This window comes from Pseudomonas sp. BIGb0381 (genome assembly GCF_024809815.1).
In the GTDB taxonomy this organism is placed as follows: domain Bacteria; phylum Pseudomonadota; class Gammaproteobacteria; order Pseudomonadales; family Pseudomonadaceae; genus Aquipseudomonas.
The window spans coordinates 110,579-134,900 of sequence record NZ_JANUEN010000011.1; the positions used below are offsets into that span (position 1 = coordinate 110,579).

Sequence of the window (24,322 nt, forward strand, 5' to 3'; positions counted from 1 at the left end):
ACCGGTCACCGTCATGCAAACAGCCAAGCCGTTATTTGACTATCCCAAGTACTGGGCCGAATGTTTCGGTCCTGCGCCATTCCTGCCGATGAGCAGGGAGGAGATGGATCAGCTTGGCTGGGATTCGTGCGACATCATCATCGTCACCGGTGATGCCTACGTGGACCACCCGTCGTTCGGCATGGCCATCATCGGCCGGCTGCTGGAGTCCCAGGGCTTCCGCGTCGGGATCATTGCGCAGCCGAACTGGCAGTCCAAAGACGACTTCATGAAGCTCGGCGAGCCGAACCTGTTCTTCGGCGTCGCGGCCGGCAACATGGACTCGATGATCAACCGCTACACCGCCGACAAGAAAATCCGTTCCGACGACGCCTACACCCCTGGCGGCATGGCCGGCAAGCGTCCGGACCGCGCCAGCCTGGTGTACAGTCAGCGTTGCAAGGAAGCCTACAAGAACGTGCCGATCGTACTCGGCGGCATCGAAGCGTCCCTGCGCCGTATCGCCCACTACGACTACTGGCAGGACCGCGTGCGCAACTCGATCCTGATCGACGCCACCGCCGATATCCTGCTGTACGGCAACGCCGAGCGGGCCATCGTTGAAGTCGCCCAGCGCCTGTCGTGGGGCCACAAGATCGAAGACATCACCGATGTGCGCGGTACCGCGTTCATTCGCCGTGACACGCCCGAAGGCTGGTACGAGGTGGACTCCACCCGTATCGACCGTCCGGGCAAGATCGACAAGATCATCAACCCGTACGTGAATACCCAGGACACCCAGGCCTGCGCCATCGAGCAGGAAAAGGGCCCGGTTGAAGACCCGGAAGAAGCCAAGGTCGTACAGATCCTGGCCAGCCCGCGCATGACCCGCGACAAGACAGTCATTCGTCTGCCGTCCGTGGAAAAAGTCCGTGGCGACTCAGTGCTGTATGCCCACGCCAACCGCGTACTCCACCTGGAAACCAACCCAGGCAACGCCCGCGCCCTGGTGCAGAAGCACGGTGACGTGGACGTGTGGTTCAACCCGCCGCCCATTCCGATGACCACTGAAGAAATGGACTACGTGTTTGGCATGCCTTACGCCCGTGTTCCGCACCCGGCGTACGGCAAGGAGAAGATCCCGGCCTACGACATGATCCGTTTCTCGGTGAACATCATGCGTGGCTGCTTCGGCGGCTGCACCTTCTGCTCGATCACCGAGCACGAAGGCCGGATCATCCAGAACCGTTCCGAAGAGTCGATCATTCGCGAAATCGAAGAGATCCGCGACAAGGTGCCTGGCTTCACCGGTGTGATCTCCGACCTCGGCGGTCCGACCGCGAACATGTACCGCATCGCCTGCAAGAGCCCGGAAATCGAATCCGCGTGCCGCAAGCCGTCGTGCGTGTTCCCCGGCATCTGCCCGAACCTGAACACCGATCACTCGTCGTTGATCCAGCTGTACCGCAGCGCCCGTGCGTTGCCGGGTGTGAAGAAGATCCTGATCGCTTCCGGCCTGCGTTACGACCTCGCGGTCGAGTCGCCGGAATACGTCAAGGAGCTGGTGACCCACCACGTCGGTGGCTACCTGAAGATCGCCCCGGAACACACCGAGGAAGGTCCGCTCAACCAGATGATGAAGCCGGGCATTGGCAGCTATGACAAGTTCAAGCGCATGTTCGAGAAGTACACCAAGGAGGCGGGCAAGGAGCAGTACCTGATCCCGTACTTCATCGCGGCCCACCCCGGCACCACCGATGAAGACATGATGAACCTGGCCCTGTGGCTCAAGGGCAACGGCTTCCGCGCCGACCAGGTGCAGGCGTTCTATCCGTCGCCGATGGCCACCGCCACCGCGATGTACCACTCGGGCAAGAACCCGCTGCGCAAGGTCACCTACAAGAGCGACGCGGTGACCATCGTCAAGAGCGAGGAGCAGCGCCGCCTGCACAAGGCGTTCCTGCGCTATCACGACCCGAAAGGCTGGCCGATGCTGCGTGAAGCGTTGACTCGCATGGGCCGTGCCGACCTGATTGGGTCGGGCAAGGACCAACTGATCCCGCTGCACCAGCCGACCACCGACAGCTACCAGAGCGCCCGTCGCAAGAACTCGACGCCGGCCGGTAGCCACAAGGTCGCCAAGGAAACCACCACCAGGATCCTTACCCAGCACACCGGCCTGCCGCCCCGTGGCAGCGACGGCAGCAACCCGTGGGACAAGCGCGAACAAGCCAAGGCTGCGGCGCAGGCACGTAACAAGCAGGCAGCTAAAGAACGTAGCGATGCAGCCAAGGGCAAGGGCGGCAAGCCAGCCCGCAAGCCGGTCGTGCCGCGTTGATCGCAGCGTGAATATGCAAGACGCCAGCCTCGTGCTGGCGTTTTGCTTTCTAGGCGGTGGGGAGTCTGTTTGTTAAGGTGGCGCCCATTAAATCGCTATCGGGGGCAAGCCCCCTCCCACATTTTGAATGTATTCACACATCAAGTGTGGGAGGGGGCTTGCCCCCGATAGCATCAGTCCAGTCACCACCCCTTCAAGGATGAACACCCCCATGAGCAACCCCCTGCTCAACATCGGCATGGACTCCAACCGTTCCCAGTTCATGGCCCGCCAGCGCATTGAAAGCCAGATCAACCTGCCGAGCCTGTTCGCCGCCATCGACGCCGACCCCGGCATCGTCGGCGCGGGGGTGGTGTATATCGACGCTGACTTCAATGTCATTACCCTGCGCGAATTCAAGCCGATCTGCAGCATCAAGCCCAAGCGCATCATTTTGCGTGAGGCGCAGAGGTACATTTCGCCGGCGCAGTTTGCCAATCAGGTGGCTAACAACCCGCGTGAGTCCCGGTTGGTGGGCGAAGCAGTCAATACGACCCTGTCTTGTGCGGGCGCAATCCTCGGTTGGATTGTTGTGTTCAGCGGTACAGTCGCCGTGCCTTTCACGGGTGGCGCGAGTCTGGTGGTGGCGGGCATCGGTGCAACGGCTGCAGCGGCCAGCACTGCGCAATGTGTCGTCGGGGGGGTGAGAACTATCAACGAACTCAATGACCCGGCAGCCAACGACGATATGGATAGCGAGGACTGGTATCGCTATGCAATGCCGGTATTGGACGCCGCTTCACTGCTGGGTGCCGGCGCCTCTACTCTGACCACTCTTCGGCTCCTGCAGGCTCGAAAGGTGACCACTGGCAGAAGTTGGTACGAGTTATCCAAGGGGTTGACCCGCCAGCAACGCAAGGCGCTCACCAAAGAGTTGCTGAGCCTGAAAGATCCAAGACTGAGCAATAAACTCTTGAAACTGCGCCAACGCTCCGGTGAGCTGGCCAAGCGCTATTCAGCTAGCGAGATCAATCACGCTACTGTGACGCAGATCAGAGACTCCCTCGGGGCTGCCGTTGGTCTTACCGGGAGCGCTATATCAGGCAACATTCGAACGATTGCAGTTGGCCTCTATGAGGAGGTTGAGTGATGGATCGTCCGGGTTCATTGAGAGCTTTTTTGGCGCAATATTTTCCAGCGTTTATATGCGCGTTCTTCCTTGCCTGCTTCTCTCTCTCCGCCGCTATTTCATTGGCATCAAGTACATTTTTTCGCAGTGACCCAGAGCGGGCGCGTTACTCTTTTCTGGCGGCAGTTTTATTGGGCTTGCTCTTGGCGTTCAGCCATTTCGTCATGATCAGAGGGCGAGAATGGGGGGCTTGGGCTATCGCAGCCTTCTACGTTGTATGTTTGCTGGTCGTGTTGCCAACCTATAGCTATCGGCCACATATGGCAGCGTATGTAATAGGGCTGCTGTTTCCGCTGTTGGGGTTACTGCTGCTCAATAGCAAACGCCACCGCGAAATGCGCAAAAAACTGTCCGAGATACGCCACCTGCGCCAAGCCGTAATCGCAAAGCGCAAAACCCGTTGATTGGGTAGATTCGCCACCCATCCTCACATTAACGCCACAAATATGTGCGGCGCCTGCACCACGACACCACCGTTGGCGCCGTTTTGGTGCTGTACTGCACCGGGTCTTACGATAAAGCGCAATGACCGCCGCTCTGGCATAAGTCTTGCGCGCTTTGTGTCCATGCCCTGGCTCGCAGGAGGCCGCCGTGTCGATTCATGTCGCGTTGCACCACGTTACGCATTACCGCTACGACCGCGCGGTCGAACTCGGCCCGCAGATCGTACGTCTGCGCCCGGCGGCCCACAGCCGCACGCGGATTTTGTCCTATGCACTCAAAGTGCTGCCCGAGCAGCATTTCATCAATTGGCAGCAGGACCCCCAGGGCAATTACCTGGCGCGTCTGGTGTTCCCGGAAAAGACTGACGAGTTGCGCATCGAAGTCGACCTGGTCGCCGAGATGGCGGTGTTCAACCCGTTCGACTTTTTCCTTGAGCCCTACGCCGAAAAAATCCCCTTCAGCTACGCCGCCGATGAGCAGCGCGAGCTGGCGCCGTACCTGGAAACCCTACCGCTGACGCCGAAGTTTGCCGCCTACCTGGCCGGCATCGACCGCACGCCGCTGCCGGCCGTGGATTTCCTGGTGGGCCTCAACCAGCGCCTGGCCGCCGACATCGGCTACCTGATCCGCATGGAACCGGGCGTGCAAACCCCGGAATTCACCCTGGAAAACGCGTCTGGCTCCTGCCGTGATTCGGCCTGGTTGCTGGTGCAATTGCTGCGCAACCTCGGGTTGGCGGCGCGGTTTGTGTCCGGTTATCTGATCCAGCTGACCGCCGACGTCAAAGCCCTCGACGGCCCCTCCGGCACCGATGTCGACTTCACCGACCTGCACGCCTGGTGCGAAGTGTATTTGCCCGGCGCCGGCTGGATCGGCCTGGATGCCACTTCCGGGCTGTTCGCCGGCGAAGGGCATATCCCGTTGGCCTGTAGTCCTGATCCATCGTCTGCTGCACCGATCAGTGGGCTGGTGGAGCCGTGCGAGTGCGAATTTACCCACGAGATGTCGGTTGAGCGCATCTGGGAAGCGCCACGGGTGACCAAGCCCTATACCGAAGAGCAATGGCTGGCGATCCAGGCCCTGGGCCGGCAGATCGATGGCGACTTGCTCAAGGATGATGTGCGCCTGACCATGGGCGGTGAGCCGACCTTCGTTTCCATCGACGACCCTGACGGCGCCGAGTGGAACACCGCTGCCCTCGGCCCGGATAAACGACGCTTGTCCGCCGAACTGTTCCAGCGCATGCGCAAGCACTACGCACCCAAGGGCCTGGTGCACTTCGGCCAGGGCAAGTGGTACCCCGGCGAACAGCTGCCGCGCTGGTCGCTTAACTGCTACTGGCGCCGTGACGGCGTGCCCATCTGGCACAACAGCGCGCTTATTGCCGATGAACAGCAGGACTACGGCGCCGATGGCGTAATGGCCGGGCGCTTCCTGGCCAGCGTCGCCGAACGCCTGAAGTTGCCGGCGCGCTTTGTGTTCCCGGCCTTCGAGGACAACTTCTACTACCTGTGGCGCGAAGGTGCGCTGCCGCAAAACGTCACCGCCCAGGACCCGCGCTTGAGCGACGACCTGGAGCGCGAGCGCTTGCGCAAAGTGTTCAGCCAGGGCCTGGATAAAGTCATCGGCCAGGTGTTGCCGCTGGCACGCACCGCCGCCAATGATCGCTGGCAGAGTGGGCGTTGGTACCTGCGCGATAACCATTGCCGCCTGGTGCCGGGGGATTCGCCGCTGGGCTATCGCCTGCCGTTGGCCTCGCAGCCGTGGGTGACGGCGGCTGAGTATCCGTTCGTGCACCCCACCGACCCTAACCAGGATCAGCCGGAACTGCCGACCAGCACGCAACTGCAAAGCCATGGCGAACCTGCGCCGAGCGACGAGCGTGTGCCCAAGGTCGACGAGTCCGCCGACTGGCTGACCCGCACCGCCCTCTGCGCCGAAGCGCGGGAAGGGCGCCTGTACCTGTTTATGCCGCCGCTGGAGCGCGTCGAGGATTACCTGGAGCTGGTGGCCGCCATCGAAGCCACCGCCGAGGAGCTGCACTGCCCGGTGCTGCTGGAAGGCTACGAACCACCGTTCGATATGCGCCTGAGCAACTTCCGTGTTACGCCGGATCCGGGTGTGATCGAGGTCAACGTGCAGCCGTCTGCGACCTGGGACGAGTTGGTGGAGCGCACCGAATTCCTCTACGAGGAGGCGCGGCAAACCCGGCTGACCACCGAGAAATTCATGATCGACGGCCGCCACACCGGCACCGGCGGCGGTAACCACTTTGTGCTGGGGGGCGCGACGCCCAAGGATTCGCCGTTCCTGCGCCGGCCCGACCTACTGCGCAGCCTGATCAGCTATTGGCACAACCACCCCTCGCTGTCGTACCTGTTTTCCGGCCTGTTTATCGGCCCGACCTCCCAGGCTCCGCGGGTGGACGAAGCCCGTAACGACGCGCTGTATGAGCTGGAAATCGCCTTTGCCCAGATGCCGCAGCCGGGTGAAGAATGCCCGCCGTGGTTGGTGGATCGCCTGCTGCGCAACCTGTTGATCGACGTGACGGGCAACACCCACCGCGCCGAATTCTGTATCGACAAACTCTACTCGCCCGACGGTGCCACTGGCCGCCTGGGCTTGCTCGAGTTGCGCGCCTTCGAAATGCCGCCCCATGCGCGCATGAGCCTGACCCAGCAACTGCTGCTGCGGGCGCTGGTCGCGCGCTTCTGGCGTGAACCCTATGCACCACCGAAATTGGCGCGCTGGGGCACCGAGTTGCATGACCGCTTCCTGTTGCCGCACTTTATCGAGCAGGATTTTGCCGATGTGATCGTCGAGTTGAACGCCGCCGGTTACCCGTTGCGCGCCGAATGGTTCGCCGCGCACCTGGAGTTCCGCTTCCCCAAGGTGGGCGATTACGCCGTCAGCGGGATCGAACTGGAACTGCGCCAGGCCCTGGAGCCTTGGCATGTACTGGGCGAAGAGGGTGCGGTGGGCGGCACGGTGCGTTATGTGGATTCGTCCCTGGAGCGCTTGCAGGTGAAGTTGAGCGGGCTGCCGCCGCAACGCTACCTGTTGACCTGCAATGGCATCCCGGTGCCGCTGCAACCGACCGGGCGCATCGGTGAGTTCGTCGCCGGCGTGCGTTACCGCGCCTGGCAACCGGCCAATTGCCTGCAACCGACTATCCCGGTCCATGCGCCGCTGGTGTTCGACCTGCTGGACACCTGGATGCAGCGCTCGTTGGGCGGCTGCCAGTACCATGTTGCACATCCGGGCGGGCGTAACTACGACAGCTTGCCGGTGAACGCCAATGAGGCTGAGAGTCGGCGCATGGCACGGTTTTTCCGTCTCGGCCACACGCCTGGGAAGCTCACCGTGCCGAGTGTTGTGATCAATGACGAATTCCCGATGACCTTGGATCTACGGCGTCACCCCAATAATAATGACTAAATGCGATCCAAATGTGGGAGGGCGCTTGCTCCCGATTACGGTGAATCAGCCGATACATAGGTTGACTGACCCACCGCGATCGGGAGCAAGCTCCCTCCCACGAGGATTTGCAGTGTTTGTTAGGTTAATCTGAGCCCCTTTGCCTCTGCCGAGCGTTCCATGCCCGACTTGCTCGACCAATACCCGCTGACCGCGGGTACTTATCACGAACTGCTGGACGACAGTGGCGCGGTGCGCGCCCATTGGCAGCGCTTGCTTGATCACCTGCAACGCAGCACGCCCGCGCAACTGGCCCAGCGCCAGGCGCTGCTGACCCGGCAGATCCAGGAAAACGGCGTGACCTATAACGTCTACGCCGACCCCAAGGGCGCCGATCGCCCCTGGGAACTGGACCTGCTGCCCCATGTGCTGGCGGCCGATGAATGGCAGCAGCTGTCAGCCGGTATCGCCCAGCGTGCGCGCTTGCTCAACGCCGTACTGGCGGACCTCTACGGGCCGCAACGTTTGATCAAGGAAGGCCTGCTACCGGCCGAGCTGGTGTTCGGGCATAACAATTTCCTGTGGCCGTGCCAGGGTATCCAACCGCCTGACGGTGCGTTTCTGCACCTGTATGCGGTGGACCTGGCGCGTACCCCGGATGGCCGCTGGTGGGTCACCGCCGACCGGACGCAGGCGCCTTCGGGCGCCGGTTATGCGTTGGAAAACCGCACCATCGTGTCCCGCGCCTTCCCGGACTTGTACCGTGATCTGCAGGTGCAGCACCTCACCGGTTTCTTCCGCACGCTCCAGGAAACCCTGGCCCGCCAGGCACCGAGCGATGACCAGCCACCGCTGATCGTGCTGCTCACCCCTGGGCGTTTCAACGAGAGCTATTTCGAACACCTGTACCTCGCGCGCCAGCTCGGCTACCCGTTGGTGGAAGGCGGCGACCTCACGGTACGCGACAGCACGGTGTTCCTGAAAACCCTGAGTGGCCTGCGTCGGGTGCACGCGATCATGCGTCGCCTTGATGACGACTTCTGCGACCCGCTGGAGCTGCGCACCGACTCCGCTCTCGGCGTACCCGGGCTGCTCGACGCCGCGCGCCAGGGCAATGTGCTGGTGGCCAATGCCCTGGGCAGCGGCGTGCTGGAGTCCCCCGGATTGCTCGGCTTTCTGCCCAAGATCAACCAGTTCCTGTTTGGCGAAGAGTTGATCCTGCCGTCCATCGCCACCTGGTGGTGCGGTGAGGCGCCGGTGCTCGCCGAGGCCCTGGAGAAGCTGCCCGAACTGCTGATCAAACCCGCGTTCCCGTCGCAAAGTTTCACGCCGGTATTCGGTCGCGACTTGAGCGACGAACAACGCCAGGCCCTGGCCGAACGCATGCGTGCTCGGCCGTACGCCTACGTCGCCCAGGAGCTGGCGCAACTGTCCCAGGCACCGGTGTGGCACACCGTGGATGATCACTTGCAACACCGCGCCATCGGCATGCGCGTGTATGCCGTGGCCAGCGCGGAGGGCTACCGTGTACTGCCCGGCGGCCTGACCCGCGTGGCGGCCGATGCCGATGCCGAAGTGGTGTCGATGCAACGCGGCGGCGCCAGCAAGGACACCTGGGTGCTGGGCGAACGTGCCACCGGTGGCGAGCATTGGCGCGCCCAGCGCGCGATTAGTGCGCATGACCTGGTGCGCCGCGACCCTTATCTACCGTCCCGCGTGGTGGAAAACCTGTTCTGGTTCGGCCGTTACTGCGAACGCTGCGACAACAGCGCCCGCTGGCTGCGGATCGTGCTGGCGCGTTATGTCGACGGCGATGACCCACTGGCGTTGCAGGCGGCGGTCGAGTTGGGTGAAAACCTGCGCCTGCTGCCGGAGGAGGGCGAGTTGCCCGAGCGTTTGCAGGCGGCCTTGCTCGGTGATGATTGGCCGTCGAGCCTGCGCGCCAACCTGCAACGCTTGCAGTGGGCGGCGTCCCAGGTGCGCGGCAAGTTGTCCCGTGAGAACTGGCAGGCCCTGGTGGAGCTGCAGCGTGAAGCCCTGGAGCTGGAAAGCGAAAGCCCGGATTTTGGTGAGTTGCTGGATTTCCTCAACCGCCTGGTGATGTCCCTGGCGGCGCTGTCCGGGTTTGCCCTCGACGACATGACCCGCGACGAAGGCTGGCGTTTCCTGATGATGGGCCGGCGCATCGAGCGTCTGCAATTTCTCAGCAGCAGCCTGGCGGCATTCCTGCGCGGCGTGGCGGTGTTCGACCAGGCGGGGCTGGAGTGGTTGCTGGAGCTGGGCAACAGCAGCATCACCTACCGCTCGCGCTACCTGGCGGTGCCGCAGCTGATTCCGGTCCTGGATTTGTTGTTGCTGGATGAACAGAACCCCCACGCGGTGCTGTTCCAGCTGAAACTGGTGAGCCGTACCCTGCGCCGTCTTAACGATGATTTCGGTGTGCCACGGGAGGCCGGCTTGGCGCCGTTGGTGGAGCGCCTGGCGCGTTTCGACCTGAGTTGCCTGGAGAACCCGTTGTTTGGCGAATCCAGCGTGCATGCCGCGCTGGAAGGCCTGGCCGACCTGCTGCAAGCGGTCGCCGATGAGAGTGGGCAAGTGTCGGATCGTCTGGCCTTGCGCCACTTTGCCCATGTGGATGATGTCAGCCAGCAAACGGTGTCGGTGTGATGAGTGCGCGCTACCAGATTTTCCACGATACCCATTACCACTACGACAGCCCGGTGTCCCTGGCCCAGCAGCTGGCGCATTTATGGCCGAGGCCGTGCGCCTGGCAGCGTTGCAGCGACCAGCAACTGGATATCAGCCCGCAGCCGTCTTCACGCCGGGATGAGCTGGACGTGTTCGGCAACCCGATTACCCGCCTGGCGTTCGAACGGCCCCACGATGAATTGCTGGTCAATGCCGGTTTGACTGTGGAAGTACTGGCGCGGCCGGTGCTGGATTTCCAGCACTCGCCCGCCTGGGACCAGACCCGCGACAGCCTGACCTACAGCAGCCAGCCGCTGTCGCCCGAGTTGATTGAAGCCTGCCGTTATCGCTTCGAATCGCCCTACGTGCACCTGAAGAAAACCTTCGTCGAGTTCTCGGAAAGCTGTTTTCCCCCTGGCGCGCCCTTGTTATTGGGTGTGCAGGCCTTGATGGAAAAAATCTTCAGCGAATTCACCTTCGATGCCGAAGCCACCCAGGTTGCCACGCCACTGGTGGAAGTGCTGGAGCGCCGCCGCGGCGTGTGCCAGGACTTCGCCCACCTGATGCTCGCCTGCCTGCGCTCGCGCGGCCTGGCGGCGCGTTACATCAGCGGCTACCTGCTCACCCAGCCACCGCCCGGCCAGCCACGGCTGATCGGCGCCGACGCGTCCCACGCCTGGGTCTCGGTGTATTGCCCGGTATCGGGCTGGGTGGATTTCGATCCGACGAACAATGTGCAGCCGGCACTGGAGCACATCACCTTGGCCTGGGGCCGGGATTTCTCCGATGTGTCGCCGTTGCGTGGGGTAATTCTGGGGGGAGGGAGCCATGACCCTGAGGTACGGGTGACGGTGATGCCGCTGGTGTAGGAGCGAGCAAGCTCGCTCCTACAGTAAATAATTATTCAGCTGGATCTTTTGGTGTTTCAGTCTCGTCGCTCGTTACTTCACCATCAGCATCCGGGTTGAGTGCGCCGGCTTCTTCATCTACCGCGGCTTTCTTGCGTTGCAGCTTTTCCTCTTTCTTCTGTTCCTTGGCCAAGTCTCTCTGACGTTTGGCGAAGGAGTAATTAGGTTTGGCCATGGGCGATCCTCTAGGGTCGAAGGTGAGGGTGGCGGCGCGCAGCTGCCTTGGGACGACATGGTAGCAGCTTCAAGGGGCGCTTGGCCTTCACTTACCGCAGGCGTACGCGGCCAGAAGGCCATTGAACAGTTGGTTGAGGTGCATGGCTCGGACTCCAGTGGGTGATGGGCCGATCATAGGCAGGTGCTGCGACTTTAGCTGGTAGATTGTGTCGATAAGTCTGATAGCCTAAAGTTGTATACAATCTGTTGATTCAGATCATAAGAATTTAAGCCTGCTTGAGGCACCCTTGTCGCAATACGCGTTTTTAAACCCTGCCTTGGAGATTCACATGTTTGCCAAACTCGTTGCTGTTTCCCTGCTGACGCTGGCTAGCGGCCAGTTGCTTGCTGCAGAGTGCAAGGTCACCGTCGACTCCACCGATCAGATGTCCTTCAACACCAAGGAAATCACGATCGACAAGAGCTGCAAGACGTTCACCGTCGAGTTGACTCACTCCGGCAGCTTGCCGAAAAACGTCATGGGTCATAACTGGGTGCTGACCAGCGCCGCCAACATGCAGCCGGTTGCCACTGACGGCATGGCCGCTGGCATCGACAAGAACTACCTGAAAGAGGGTGACGACCGCATCATCGCCCACACCAAGATCATTGGCGCCGGCGAGAAGGATTCGGTGACCTTCGATGTATCGAAACTGGCCGCCGGTACGGATTACGCATTCTTCTGCTCGTTCCCGGGCCACATCTCGATGATGAAAGGCACTGTGGTCGTCAAGTAAGACCGCGTTATCGTTCATCGGGGGCTTGCCCCCGATGACTGCCTGCCAATCAACACACCACTATCTGGCCCACCTCACGGCGCAAACGGCATCACCCGTTTGTGTTCTGTCTTGCGGTACGTCTCGCAAATAATCCGGAACGCTTCCTCACGCACCGGCTCACCGTGCAGGAATGCATCGATCTCGGCATAGGTCACGCCATGTGACGCCTCATCCGGCTTGCCCGGCGACAGGTCTTCCAAGTCGGCCGTCGGCACCTTCTCCACCAACGACTCCGGTGCTCCAAAGAACCGCGCGATGGCGCGTACCTGATTTTTCACCAGCCCGCTCAACGGTGCCAAGTCGCACGCGCCATCACCGAACTTGGTGAAAAAGCCCATCACCGCTTCCGCCGCATGGTCGGTGCCGATCACCAGGCCGCTGGCCGCGCCGGCGATGGTGTACTGCGCCACCATGCGCATGCGCGCCTTGGTGTTGCCGAGCACGAAGTCGCGGGACACCGCTGCCTTGCCTTCAAACGCCGCCACTTCATTGGCCAGGGATTTCACCGCCGGGCCGATGTTCACGGTGTGGCGCTCGTCCGGGTCGATAAAATCCACCGACGCCTGGGCATCGATTTCATCGAACTGGGTTTCGTAGGGCAGGCGTACGGCGATAAAGCGGTAGGCCTCGTCGCCGGTGCTGGCGCGCAGTTCCTGTATCGCACGTTGGGCCAGGAGGCCTGCGGTCAGGGAGTCGACGCCGCCGCTGATGCCCAGCACCAATGTCTTGAGCCCGGAATTGCGCAGGCAGTCCTGGATAAACGCCACGCGCCGGGCAACTTCGGCCTCGAGGGCGGCCTGGTCCTTGAACGGTGCTTGGACCTTGAGCTGCTGCGCAATCTCACGCTGTACGGCTTGCATGATTCACTCCTTGCTGGAAAGGGCAGGTACTTTGAAAACATGACGCAAATAGGCGACAAAATTCGGGTCGGTGCAGTGGGTCTTGCCCGCTTCATCGGAGATCTTCGCGACGGGCTGGCCATTGCAGGCGGTCATTTTAAGCACGATGCTCATCGGTTCCACCCCTGGAATATCGCAGGTCAGGTTGGTGCCGATGCCGAAGCTCACATTAATGCGACCACGCAGCGCCCGGAATATTTCCAGGGCCTTGGGCAGCGACAGGCTGTCGGAGAACACCAGGGTCTTGCTCATCGGCTCGATGCCCAACTTATGGTAGTGGGCGATGGCTTTTTCCGCCCACTGTACCGGGTCGCCGGAGTCATGGCGCAGGCCATCGAACAGCTTGGCGAAGTACAAGTCGAAGTCGCCGAGGAAAGCGTCGGTGGTGATGCAATCGGTCAGGGCGATACCGAGCAGGCCACGGTATTCGCGGACCCAGCAGTCGAGAGCGGCGATCTGGCTGTCGATCAGGCGCGGGCCGAGTTGCTGGTGGGCCATGATCCATTCGTGGGCCATGGTGCCAAGCGGCTTCATATCGAATTCGCGGGCCAGGTGCACGTTGCTGGTGCCGACGAAGCGCCCGGGGAAGTCATGCTTGAGCACGCTGACCACTTCTTCCTGCACGCGGTACGAGAAGCGCCGGCGCGTGCCGAAGTCGGCCACTTGCAGCTCGGACAGCTCTTCGCTGCTGGCGTTGGCGGTCAGCCAGTCGAACTTGCGATACAGCTGCTCGCGTGCCTGTTCGAGGATCACGGTCTGGTAGCGGTAGCGGTTGCGCACCTCGCTGACGATCGCGAGCATCGGCACTTCGAAGAGGATTACATGCAGCCACGGCCCGCGCAGGCGGATAAACAGCTCGCCGTTCTCGATGCCGGTCTGCACATAGCGCAGGTTGAAACGAAACAGTCCAAGGAAGCGCAAAAAATCCGGCTTCATAAAGCTGATGCGTTCCAGGAAGCCCAGTTGGTCCGGGCTCAGGCTCAACTCGGCAAGGCGCTCGATCTGGTAGCGGATCTCCGCCAGGTACGGGCGCAGGTCTTCGCTGTTACGGCAACGAAACTCCCATTCAACTTCCACGTTGGGGTAGTTGTGCAGCACCGCCTGCATCATGGTCAGCTTGTAGAAGTCGGTGTCGAGCAGGTTCTGCACGATGCGATCGGCAAACACACTCTCGCTCATAACGGGAATCTCCAGACGGGTCGGCGATGGGCGCCGGCCTTTACGCACAATTAAGGAAGGGGGCTAGTGGCGCATAGACCTGTAGGGTTTTGCCAGTGATTTTTTTCGGTTAGACCACTGGCCTCATCGGGAGCAAGCCCCCTCCCACACGTGGAATGTGTTTCAAATGTGGGAGGGGGCTTGCTCCCGATAGCGGTATTCCAGGCACTAAAGAACCTGCTCCATCATCCACTTCACAAACTCCCGCACCTTGGGCACTTCCGCCGAATGCTCGGGATAGGCCAGGTAATACGCGTCCTGGCTCGGCATCGCATGCTGCCAGGGGATCACCAGCTTGCCGTCGGCCAGTTCCTCTTCCACCAGGAAGCGCGGCAGCAGCGCCACGCCACAGCCCACCTGCGCCGCACGAATGCACATATAAAAGGTGTCGAAACGCGGGCCGTGGTAGCTGTGCTCGGTGTGATACCCCTGATCGGCAAACCAGTCATGCCAGCCCTGGGGGCGCGAGGCGTTTTGCAGCAGCACCAGGTCGCTCAGTTGCGTGGGGTCGGTGAACGGCTGCGCCGGCAGGCTTTCCGGGGCGCACACCGGCACCAGCTCTTCGCTGAACAGTTTCAGGCTCTCGGTGCCGGGGCGCGAGCCCTGGCCGAAGTAGAAGGCCATGTCGGCCTTGCCTTGCAGCAGTTCGTCCGGCTCCTGTTCGTTGCACAGGTCCAGGTGGATCTGCGGGTGGCGCAGGCGCCAGCCCTTGAGGCGCGGTACCAGCCAGCGCGCGCCAAAGGTGTAGGGCGTGGACACGCGCAACACTTCGGTCTCGCCGCCGTAGGAGCGCAGGTAGTGGGTCGACATCTCCACCTGCGTGAGGATCTTGCGCACTTCCACCAGGTACAGGTCGCCCGCCGGGGTCATCTGCAAGCGGCGGCGTACGCGGCGGAACAGCAGGTGCTGGAGCAGTTCTTCCAGCTGCGCGACCTGTTTGCTCACTGCGCTTTGCGTGAGGTTCAGCTCCTCGGCGGCGCGGGTAAAGCTCAAGTGGCGGGTGGCGGCCTCGAAACACTGCAGGGCGGTGATCGAGGGCAAATGTCTTCTGTTCAGCACGGCACGCCTCTTTTTATTCTTTGCATGAATAAACGGAATGATATCTCGCCTAATCGTCGTTTGTTGGCAAGTCTTGGGCCAGCTACAAATAAGGCCTGGATCGCCGTGCGTGCCGCGGTGCGATTTTTTGTTCGAAGATTAAAGGAGTGACCCATGGTTGCCGCATTGCTTGATCGTCTCGGGGTAAACCCGGCGCTGTACCAGGCGGGTAAACAACCCGTGCATTCGCCGATTGATGGCAGCCGTATCGGCAGTGTGCACTGGGAAGGTGCCGCCGAGGTGGAGCAACAGGTCAGTCGCGCCGAGCATGCATTCGAGGCCTGGCGCAACGTGCCGGCACCGCGTCGCGGCGAGTTGGTGCGCCAGTTCGGCGATGTACTGCGCGAATACAAGGCCGATCTGGGCGAGCTGGTGTCCTGGGAAGCCGGCAAGATCACCCAGGAAGGCCTGGGTGAAGTGCAGGAAATGATCGACATCTGCGATTTCGCCGTGGGTTTGTCCCGCCAGTTGTACGGCTTGACCATCGCCTCCGAGCGCCCAGGCCACCACATGCGTGAAACCTGGCACCCGCTGGGCGTGGTCGGGGTGATCAGCGCCTTCAACTTCCCGGTGGCCGTGTGGGCGTGGAACACCACGCTGGCGCTGGTATGCGGCAACGCGGTGATCTGGAAACCTTCGGAAAAGACCCCGCTCACCGCCCTGGCCTGCCAGGCGTTGTTCGCGCGCGTGCTGAAGAACTTCAAGGACGCCCCCGAGTACTTGAGCCAGGTGATCATCGGCGGCCGCGATGCCGGTGCTGCGCTGGTGGATGACCCCCGCGTGGCGCTGATCAGTGCCACCGGCAGCACCCGCATGGGCCGCGAAGTGGCGCCGAAAGTTGCCGCGCGGTTTGCCCGCAGCATCCTCGAACTGGGCGGCAACAACGCCATGATCCTCGGCCCGAGCGCCGACCTGGACATGGCCGTACGCGCCATCCTGTTCAGCGCCGTCGGCACCGCCGGCCAGCGTTGCACCACCCTGCGTCGGCTGATCGCCCACGAGTCGGTCAAGGAAGAAATCGTCACCCGCCTCAAGGCCGCCTATTCCAAAGTGCGCATCGGCCACCCGCTGGAAGGCAACCTGATCGGCCCGCTGATCGACAAGCATGGCTTCGACAACATGCAGGACGCCCTGGAGCAGGCCTTGAGCGAAGGCGGCAAGGTGTTCGGCGGCAAGCGCCAACAGGAAGACACGTTCCCCAACGCCTACTACGTATCGCCGGCCATCGTGGAAATGCCTGAGCAGAGCGATGTGGTGTGCACCGAAACCTTCGCACCGATTCTGTATGTCGTCGGCTACAAGGACTTTGCCGAAGCCCTGCGCCTGAACAACGCCGTGCCCCAAGGCCTGTCGTCGTGCATCTTCACCACTGACGTGCGCGAGGCCGAGCAATTCATGTCGGCAGTGGGCAGTGACTGCGGGATCGCCAACGTCAACATCGGCCCTAGCGGCGCGGAGATTGGCGGCGCGTTTGGCGGAGAGAAAGAGACCGGTGGCGGTCGTGAGTCAGGTTCGGATGCATGGCGCGGGTATATGCGCCGCCAGACCAACACCGTGAACTACTCGCTGGAATTGCCGCTGGCGCAGGGTATTACCTTCGACTAAATACCTGCCGGAACGCGGAAAAAATGTGGGAGCGGGCTTGCTCGCGAATGCGATGGATCAGCTGTATATCTGTTGACTGATCCACCGCTTTCGCGAGCAAGCCCGCTCCCACAGTTGATTGGATTACCAAGTCAAAACTGAATTTAGATGTTTGTTAGGTCTCATCGGAGTCTGGCAATGGCATTGCGCGAAACATGTTTGTGGGAACACCTAACCCCCGGCCGACCGGAGCGTGCGGCGCTGGCGGGCGAGGTCAAAGTGGATGTGTGTGTGATCGGCGCCGGCATCACCGGATTGTCGGCCGCCATTCACTTGCTGGAACAGGGTAAAAGCGTCGCCGTGCTGGAGGCTCATCGCACCGGTCACGGTGGTTCGGGGCGCAACGTCGGGTTGGTGAATGCCGGCCTGTGGATCCCCCCGGACGAGATCGAAGCCGGTTTCGGCGAAGCGGTGGGCAGCCAGCTCAACCGCATGCTCGGCGCGGCACCGTCGCTGGTGTTCAGCCTGATCGACAAATACACCATCGATTGCCAATTGCGCCGCGAGGGCACCTTGCACATGGCGCATAACGCCCGTGGCGAGGCGGATTTGCGCAGTCGTGAAGAACAATGGAAGCGCCGTGGCGCGCCGGTGGAATTGCTCACCGGCCAGGCCTGCGAGCAAGCCACCGGCACAAAAAAAATCGCCGCCGCCTTGCTGGACCGGCGTGCCGGCACCTTGAACCCGATGGCCTACACCAGTGGCCTGGCGAATGCTGCCGTGGGGCTCGGCGGGCAGTTGTTCGACCATTCGCCGGTCACCCGGTTGGAGCGCCAAGGTGCGAGCTGGTCAGTTCAGACCACCAGCGGTTCGGTGCAGGCTGCACAAGTGGTCATCGCCTCCAACGCCTACACCGAAGGTGAGTGGACCGAGCTGCGACGCAATTTTTTCCCTGGCTACTATTACCAGGTCGCCTCCGCGCCGCTGACCGACGCCGCCGCCGAGCAGATTCTGCCCGGCGGCCAAGGCTCATGGGATACGCGCCAGGTATTGAGCAGCATCCGCCGCGATGCCGATGGCCGCCTGTTGCTCGGCAGCCTGGGCAACGGCAACCAGAAACCGGCGTGGTTTCTCAAGGCCTGGGCCGATCGGGTGCAACAGCATTACTTCCCGTACCTCAAATCGGTGCAATGGGAGTTCACCTGGACCGGCTGCATCGCCTTCACCCCCGATCACCTGATGCGCCTCTTCGAGCCCGCCCCCGGCCTGGTGGCAGTAACGGGCTATAACGGGCGCGGCGTGACCACCGGCAGCGTGGTCGGCAAGGCGTTTGCCGACTATTTGTGTCACCAGAATCCCCAGGCGTTGCCGATTCCGTTTGCACCCATGCAACCGCTGGCCGGGGTGGGCCTGCGCAGCTGCCTGTATGAAGCCGGATTTTCGCTGTATCACGCCGGGCAATGCCTGAGGATCGTGATCTGATCACCGAAATACCGCTCAGAAGCCTGCATTTTCTTAGCCGGCTACTAATCTGTATTGGTGCAGGTCGTAGCAATCGCGCACTGTAAATGTGCAGTTCCGTTACGCAGCCTGTTACAGCTGTAGGAACTGTCGTTTATTGCTTTGGTTGCAGGTGCGACCCGTCAGGGTTGTACTTTTTCGGTCAATGGGTTGCACCTATTGATGCCAGAGGGTTGCACGTCCTGGCGAGCGGAGCCGAAAGGCCTGTAATAACAATGACACCGTGTCTTTTTGAAGAATAAAAACGTAATGGCACGAGGCTTGCTCTGGGCTTTCAGTGAAAAGTTTGAACGCAAGTTGTAGTGCCAAAAATCAAAAATATCGGAGCACCACTCATGTCCCAGACGTTTTACAAGAAAGGTTTTCTGGCCCTCGCCGTTGCAGCGGCGCTGGGTGTTTCTACGTTTGTTCAAGCTGATGTGAAGATTGGCGTTGCGGGGCCGATGACCGGCGCCAACGCGTCGTTCGGTGAGCAGTACATGAAGGGTGCCCAGGCGGCAGCCGAGGTGATCAACAAGGCCGGCGGCATCAACGGCGAGAAAGTTGTGCTGGTGGCAGGCGATGATGCCTGTGAGCCGAAACAGGCCGTGGCCGTGGCCAACCGCCTGGCGGACCAGGACAAAGTGATTGGCGTGGTCGGGCACTTCTGCTCGTCGAACACCATCCCGGCCTCCGAGGTCTACGACGAAGCGGGCATCATTGCGATCACCCCAGGCTCTACCAACCCACAGGTCACCGAGCGCGGCCTGGGCGCCATGTTCCGTATGTGCGGCCGTGATGACCAGCAAGGCATCGTCGCCGGCGATTACATCGTCGATGTGCTCAAGGGCAAGAAAGTCGCCGTCATCAACGACAAGGACACCTACGGCAAAGGCCTGGCCGACGCCACCGCTGCCCAGTTGACCAAGCGCGGCGTCAAGCCAGTGCTGGAAGAAGGCCTGACCCGTGGCGAGAAAGACTTCAGTGCCCTGGTCACCAAAATCCGCTCCCTGGGCGCCGACGTCGTGTACTTCGGCGGCCTGCACCCGGAAGCCGGTCCATTGGTTCGCCAGATTCGTGAAGCCGGCCTGAAAGACGTCAAGTTCATGTCCGATGACGGCGTGGTGACTGATGAACTGGTGGCCACCGCTGGCGGCGCGCAATACGTCGATGGCGTCTACATGACCTTTGGTGCCGACCCGCGCCTGCTGCCTGACAGCAAGGCCGTCGTGGAAGAGTTCCGCAAGGCTGGCTACGAGCCTGAGGGCTACACCCTGTACGCCTACGCTTCGCTGCAGGCCCTGGCCGCCGGCTTCAATGGCGCCAAGTCCAACAAGGGCGAAGACGCGGCCAAATGGCTGAAAGCGCACCCGGTCAAAACCGTGATGGGCGAGAAGACCTGGGACGCGAAGGGCGACCTGAAAGTCTCCGACTACGTGGTTTACCAGTGGGATAAAGACGGCAAATACCACCAGCTGGAAAAGCAGAAGTAATCCAAGTGGGAGGGGGCTTGCTCCCGATGCGGTGGGTCAGATGGACAATTGTTGACTGACACACCGCTATCGGGGGCAAGCCCCCTCCCGCATTGGGACAGTGTTGTTATTGAGATCTGTCTTTTCCTCCAGAAGCGCCGCACACCGATTGGTGTGCAGGTGCTCACCGCGTGAGATTGCGTTATGGATGGTATTTTCCTGCAGCAACTGGTCAACGGCCTGACCCTCGGGTCGGTCTATGGCCTGATCGCCATCGGCTACACAATGGTCTATGGCATCATTGGCATGATCAACTTCGCCCACGGCGAGGTTTATATGATTTCCGCTTACCTCGCGGCGATCAGTCTGGCACTGCTGGCTTACTTCGGCATCGAATCCTTCCCGCTGCTCATTCTCGGCACCCTGATCTTCACCGTAGTCGTCACCGGCGTGTACGGTTGGGTTATCGAACGGGTCGCCTACAAACCGCTGCGCAACTCCACCCGACTGGCTCCGCTGATCAGCGCCATCGGGATTTCCCTGATCCTGCAGAACTACGCGCAGATCGCCCAGGGCGCCAAGCAACAAGGTATTCCAACCCTGCTGGCCGGGGCCTGGCGTGTCGATATCGGCACAGGCTTCGTGCAGCTTACGTACACCAAAGTGTTCATCCTGGTCGCGGCATTCGCCGGCATGGCCTTGCTCACCTACATCATCAAGTACACCAAGCTCGGCCGCATGTGCCGCGCTACCCAGCAAGACCGCAAGATGGCTTCGATCCTGGGGATCAACACCGACCGCGTCATTTCCTACGTATTTGTCATCGGTGCTGCCATGGCGGCCCTGGCCGGCGTGCTGATCACTCTCAATTACGGCACGTTCGACTTCTATGCCGGCTTCATCATCGGCATCAAGGCGTTTACCGCAGCGGTACTCGGCGGCATCGGCTCCCTGCCAGGGGCGATGCTGGGCGGGATCATCCTGGGTATTTCCGAGTCGTTGTTCTCAGGGTTGATCAACTCTGACTACAAAGACGTGTTCAGTTTCTCCCTGCTGGTGGTGATTCTGATTTTCCGTCCTCAGGGCCTGCTTGGTCGCCCACTTGTGGCGAAGGTGTAAACATGTCTGCTGCCAAACCCATCGATATCAAGAAAAGTGTGGTCGATACGGTCCTCGCCGGCCTTATTTCGCTGATCGTGTTCGGTCCGATCGTCGGCGTGGTCCTCGACGGCTACAGCTTCAACCTGGAACCTGCGCGCGTGGCCACGTTGGTCGCCATCGTGATGGCCGGGCGCTTTGCCCTCAGCCTGTTCCTGCAAACCCCCAAGGGCCTGAAGGTTCTGCAAGGCTTCGAAAGGAGCGGCTCCGGCGTTCATGTACTGCCACCGGACTACAAGTCGCGGCTGCGCTGGATCATCCCGGCGCTGATCGTGATCGCCATCGTGTTCCCGATCTTCGCCAACAAGTACCTGCTGACCGTGGTGATCCTCGGGCTGATCTACGTGTTGCTGGGCCTGGGCCTGAACATCGTGGTCGGCCTGGCCGGGCTGCTCGACCTGGGTTACGTGGCGTTCTACGCCATCGGTGCCTACGGCCTGGCGCTGGGTTATCAATACCTCGGCCTGGGCTTCTGGAGCGTGTTGCCGCTGGCAGCCATCGCGGCGGCGCTGGCGGGGTGCATACTCGGCTTCCCGGTGTTGCGAATGCACGGTGACTACCTGGCCATCGTGACCCTGGGCTTCGGTGAAATCATTCGCCTGGTCCTCAACAACTGGCTGTCGTTCACCGGCGGCCCGAACGGTATGCCGGTGCCTTCGCCGACCTTCCTGGGCCTGGAGTTCGGGCGCAGGGCAAAGGAGGGCGGGATTCCGTTCCACGAGTTCTTCGGCATCGATTACAACCCCACCATCAAGTTCGTGTTCATCTACATCGTGCTGTTCCTGGTGGTGCTGGCCGTGCTGTACATCAAGCACCGCCTGACCCGCATGCCGGTCGGCCGCGCCTGGGAAGCCTTGCGCGAAGATGAGATCGCCTGCCGCTCCATGGGCCTGAACCACGTGCTGGTCAAGCTCTCGGCCTTCACCATTGGCGCGTCCACGGCCGGTTTGGCCGGGGTGTTCTTTGCCAGTTACCAGGGCTTCGTCAACCCGTCGTCGTTCACCTTCTTCGAATCGGCGCTGATCCTGGCCATCGTGGTGTTGGGCGGCATGGGCTCGACGGTCGGCGTGGTGATCGCGGCGTTCGTATTGACCGTCGCCCCTGAACTGCTGCGCAGCTTCAGCGAATACCGCGTGCTGCTGTTTGGCGTGTTGATGGTGGTGATGATGATCTGGCGACCGCGCGGCCTGATCCGGATCAGCCGTACCGGTGTGACCCCACGTAAAGGAGTGGCGCCATGAGCAAGGAAGTCGTCCTCTCTGTGGAACACCTGATGATGCACTTCGGTGGCATCAAGGCCCTGAGCGATGTGAGCCTCAAGGTCGAACGCAACTCGATCTTCGCCCTGATCGGCCCCAACGGCGCGGGCAAGACCACCGTGTTCAACTGCCTCACCGGCTTTTACAAAGCCAGCGGCGGCAAGATCGAACTCAATATCCGTGGCAAGCAGACCAACGTGATCCAACTGCTCGGCGAGCGCTTCAAGGCCGTCGACTTCGTGTCGCCGAAGAGCTTCTTCAGTCGCGTCTACTACAAGATGTTCGGCGGCACCCACCTGGTTAACCGCGCCGGCCTGGCGCGGACCTTCCAGAACATTCGCCTGTTCAAGGAAATGTCGGTGCTGGAAAACCTGCTGGTGGCCCAGCACATGTGGGTCAACCGCAACATGCTCGCGGGCATCCTCAACACCAAGGGCTACCGCAAGGCCGAAAGCGATGCCCTCGACCACGCGTTCTACTGGCTCGAAGTGGTGGACCTGGTGGACTGCGCCAACCGCCTGGCCGGTGAGCTTTCCTACGGCCAGCAGCGCCGCCTGGAAATCGCCCGCGCCATGTGCACCCGGCCGCAGATCATCTGCCTGGACGAGCCCGCAGCGGGCCTCAACCCCCAGGAAACCGAAGCCCTCAGCGCGATGATTCGCCTGCTGCGCGACGAACATGACCTTACGGTGGTGCTGATCGAACACGATATGGGCATGGTGATGAGTATTTCCGACCACATTGTGGTGCTGGACCACGGCAACGTAATCGCCGAAGGCGGGCCGGAAGCGATCCGCAACGACCCCAAAGTGATTGCCGCCTACCTGGGCGCAGACGAAGAGGAGCTGGTATGAGTGCGCCTATCCTCGAAATGAAGGACCTGGACGTGTTCTACGGCCCGATCCAGGCCCTGAAAAAAGTCTCGCTGCACATCAACGAAGGCGAAACCGTCAGCTTGATCGGCTCCAACGGCGCGGGTAAATCCACGCTGCTGATGTCGATCTTCGGCCAGCCACGGGCCGAGTCGGGGCAGATCATCTACAACGGCGTCGACATTACCCACAAGTCGTCCCACTACATTGCTTCCAACGGCATTGCGCAGTCGCCGGAAGGGCGGCGGGTGTTCCCTGACATGACCGTCGAGGAAAACCTGCTGATGGGTACCATCCCGATTGGCGATAAGTTCGCCCAGGAAGACATGCAACGCATGTTCGAGCTGTTCCCACGGCTCAAGGAACGGCGTAACCAGCGGGCCATGACCATGTCCGGTGGCGAGCAGCAAATGCTTGCCATCGCCCGCGCGCTGATGAGCCGGCCCAAGCTGTTGCTGCTGGACGAACCGAGCCTGGGCCTGGCGCCGATTGTGGTGAAGCAGATCTTTTCCACCCTGCGCGAGCTGGCCTCCACCGGGATGACCATCTTCCTGGTGGAGCAGAACGCCAACCACGCGCTGCGGTTGTCGGACCGGGCGTATGTGATGGTCAACGGTGAGATTCGCCTTACCGGCACCGGCAAGGAGCTTTTAGTGAACGAGGAAGTGCGCAACGCCTACCTCGGTGGCCACTGATCTAAATAACAACGCAGTACCCCTGTGGGAGGAGGCAAGCCCCCTCCCACATTTGTTTTGTGTCGCCTGCAAGGGGCGATCCCAAATTGTGGAAAACAAATCCAGCCCCCCTCCAAAGCGCGACATATAGCCGCCGCAAATCCCTGTTTTGTCACAGTTTTGACTTGTCCCCATCCACTGTGGAACCGGCTGTGGGTAACGTGGGAGTAGCTGGCTGAACGCCTTTAAAACCGTGGCTTTCAGCTGTGTGGTTGTTTTTTGATCAGTGGCTTTTTCGCGGCCGATCGAGGGGTTTGTCAACCTGTTTAAAGACACAGGTATATGACTGAAATATGTCCCGCCAGCCTGTGGATAAGTCTGTGATTAAACTCTGGAAAGACGGCCGCAGAGGCCGGAATGACTGGCCTGGAGCCATCGTTCGTTTTCCCCCGCTGCCCGTAGGCCTACATACGCCTGTGTCCAGGTCAAGCAAAAAACTTTCTAAAACTGCCTGAAAGCCTTGTACACAGCGGCCTGAAGCGTTTTGCACTTGCCCCCAAAGACTGTGGGCGCAGCTGTGGATAACCTGCGCGCATATGGCTGCAAGCCACGGTTTATAAGGCTTTTATAACTATGGTTAAAAAGTGATCA

18 protein-coding genes are annotated in these 24,322 nt (G+C 61.2%); 14 read left to right on the plus strand and 4 right to left on the minus strand.

The features are described 5' to 3' along the window. Positions 1 to 13: 13 nt before the first annotated feature. The 6 genes from M2397_RS25010 (at position 14) to M2397_RS25035 (ending at position 10,903) form a co-directional block, all read left to right on the plus strand. Positions 14 to 2,317 (plus strand): YgiQ family radical SAM protein, encoded by a 2,304-nt coding sequence (locus M2397_RS25010; RefSeq protein WP_131696759.1) that lies wholly within the window; start codon positions 14 to 16, stop codon positions 2,315 to 2,317. A gap of 211 nt (positions 2,318 to 2,528) precedes the next feature. Then, on the plus strand, positions 2,529 to 3,446 hold the full coding sequence (locus tag M2397_RS25015) for an NAD synthetase (RefSeq protein WP_131696758.1): 918 nt from the start codon (positions 2,529 to 2,531) through the stop codon (positions 3,444 to 3,446). Further along, positions 3,446 to 3,889, plus strand: coding sequence for a hypothetical protein (locus tag M2397_RS25020; protein WP_145336021.1), 444 nt, complete (start codon positions 3,446 to 3,448; stop codon positions 3,887 to 3,889). The genes M2397_RS25015 and M2397_RS25020 overlap by 1 nt, the downstream gene beginning before the upstream one ends. A gap of 187 nt (positions 3,890 to 4,076) precedes the next feature. Continuing rightward, positions 4,077 to 7,367 carry a DUF2126 domain-containing protein gene (locus tag M2397_RS25025; RefSeq protein ID WP_145336023.1) on the plus strand — a complete coding sequence of 1,097 codons (3,291 nt, stop codon included), beginning with the start codon at positions 4,077 to 4,079 and terminating at the stop codon, positions 7,365 to 7,367. 159 nt (positions 7,368 to 7,526) lie between these two features. Further along, positions 7,527 to 10,013, plus strand: a complete 2,487-nt coding sequence (locus tag M2397_RS25030) for a circularly permuted type 2 ATP-grasp protein (RefSeq protein WP_131696755.1) — start codon at positions 7,527 to 7,529, stop codon at positions 10,011 to 10,013. After that, positions 10,013 to 10,903 carry a transglutaminase family protein gene (locus M2397_RS25035; RefSeq protein WP_131696754.1) on the plus strand — a complete coding sequence of 297 codons (891 nt, stop codon included), beginning with the start codon at positions 10,013 to 10,015 and terminating at the stop codon, positions 10,901 to 10,903. Before M2397_RS25030 ends, M2397_RS25035 begins: the two co-directional genes overlap by 1 nt. Before the next feature lie 31 nt (positions 10,904 to 10,934). Here M2397_RS25035 and M2397_RS25040 read toward each other — a convergent pair whose 3' ends face one another. Beyond that, positions 10,935 to 11,117, minus strand: coding sequence for a hypothetical protein (locus M2397_RS25040; protein ID WP_092490350.1), 183 nt, complete (start codon positions 11,115 to 11,117; stop codon positions 10,935 to 10,937). Between the two features lie 331 nt (positions 11,118 to 11,448). On the opposite strand from M2397_RS25040, the gene azu reads away from it, so the two are divergent. Beyond that, positions 11,449 to 11,895 (plus strand): azurin, encoded by a 447-nt coding sequence (gene azu / locus M2397_RS25045; RefSeq protein WP_090400850.1) that lies wholly within the window; start codon positions 11,449 to 11,451, stop codon positions 11,893 to 11,895. A 74-nt stretch (positions 11,896 to 11,969) separates the two neighbouring features. Here azu and nadE read toward each other — a convergent pair whose 3' ends face one another. From nadE to M2397_RS25060, 3 genes are all read right to left on the minus strand, one after another. Then, on the minus strand, positions 11,970 to 12,797 hold the full coding sequence (nadE, locus tag M2397_RS25050; RefSeq protein ID WP_131696753.1) for an ammonia-dependent NAD(+) synthetase: 828 nt from the start codon (positions 12,795 to 12,797) through the stop codon (positions 11,970 to 11,972). A gap of 3 nt (positions 12,798 to 12,800) precedes the next feature. Next, positions 12,801 to 14,015: a nicotinate phosphoribosyltransferase gene (pncB, locus tag M2397_RS25055; RefSeq protein WP_116627318.1), complete on the minus strand. Its 1,215-nt coding sequence runs from the start codon at positions 14,013 to 14,015 to the stop codon at positions 12,801 to 12,803. 207 nt (positions 14,016 to 14,222) lie between these two features. Then, a complete protein-coding gene (locus M2397_RS25060) occupies positions 14,223 to 15,113 on the minus strand; it encodes a LysR family transcriptional regulator (protein WP_131696752.1) in 891 nt (296 codons plus the stop codon). 153 nt (positions 15,114 to 15,266) lie between these two features. Between M2397_RS25060 and M2397_RS25065 the strand changes: the two genes are divergently transcribed. The 7 genes from M2397_RS25065 to M2397_RS25095 all read left to right on the plus strand — a co-directional run bounded on the left by M2397_RS25065 (position 15,267) and on the right by M2397_RS25095 (position 23,692). Further along, entirely contained in the window at positions 15,267 to 16,757 is a 1,491-nt protein-coding gene (locus tag M2397_RS25065) for an aldehyde dehydrogenase family protein (protein WP_259244681.1), read from the plus strand. A 177-nt stretch (positions 16,758 to 16,934) separates the two neighbouring features. Beyond that, positions 16,935 to 18,218 carry an FAD-binding oxidoreductase gene (locus tag M2397_RS25070; protein ID WP_145336027.1) on the plus strand — a complete coding sequence of 428 codons (1,284 nt, stop codon included), beginning with the start codon at positions 16,935 to 16,937 and terminating at the stop codon, positions 18,216 to 18,218. A 374-nt stretch (positions 18,219 to 18,592) separates the two neighbouring features. Next, positions 18,593 to 19,729: a branched-chain amino acid ABC transporter substrate-binding protein gene (locus tag M2397_RS25075; RefSeq protein WP_027607701.1), complete on the plus strand. Its 1,137-nt coding sequence runs from the start codon at positions 18,593 to 18,595 to the stop codon at positions 19,727 to 19,729. Positions 19,730 to 19,912: 183 nt separating this feature from the next. After that, the gene (locus tag M2397_RS25080) at positions 19,913 to 20,827 is read left to right on the plus strand and encodes an ABC transporter permease subunit (RefSeq protein ID WP_003188099.1); all 915 of its coding nucleotides are present in this window, start codon (positions 19,913 to 19,915) and stop codon (positions 20,825 to 20,827) included. A 2-nt stretch (positions 20,828 to 20,829) separates the two neighbouring features. Then, positions 20,830 to 22,107: a high-affinity branched-chain amino acid ABC transporter permease LivM gene (gene livM, locus M2397_RS25085; RefSeq protein WP_145336029.1), complete on the plus strand. Its 1,278-nt coding sequence runs from the start codon at positions 20,830 to 20,832 to the stop codon at positions 22,105 to 22,107. Then, positions 22,104 to 22,979 (plus strand): ABC transporter ATP-binding protein, encoded by an 876-nt coding sequence (locus tag M2397_RS25090; protein ID WP_053134493.1) that lies wholly within the window; start codon positions 22,104 to 22,106, stop codon positions 22,977 to 22,979. The genes livM and M2397_RS25090 overlap by 4 nt, the downstream gene beginning before the upstream one ends. Continuing rightward, a complete protein-coding gene (locus tag M2397_RS25095) occupies positions 22,976 to 23,692 on the plus strand; it encodes an ABC transporter ATP-binding protein (protein WP_025857339.1) in 717 nt (238 codons plus the stop codon). Before M2397_RS25090 ends, M2397_RS25095 begins: the two co-directional genes overlap by 4 nt. Positions 23,693 to 24,322: the final 630 nt, after the last annotated feature.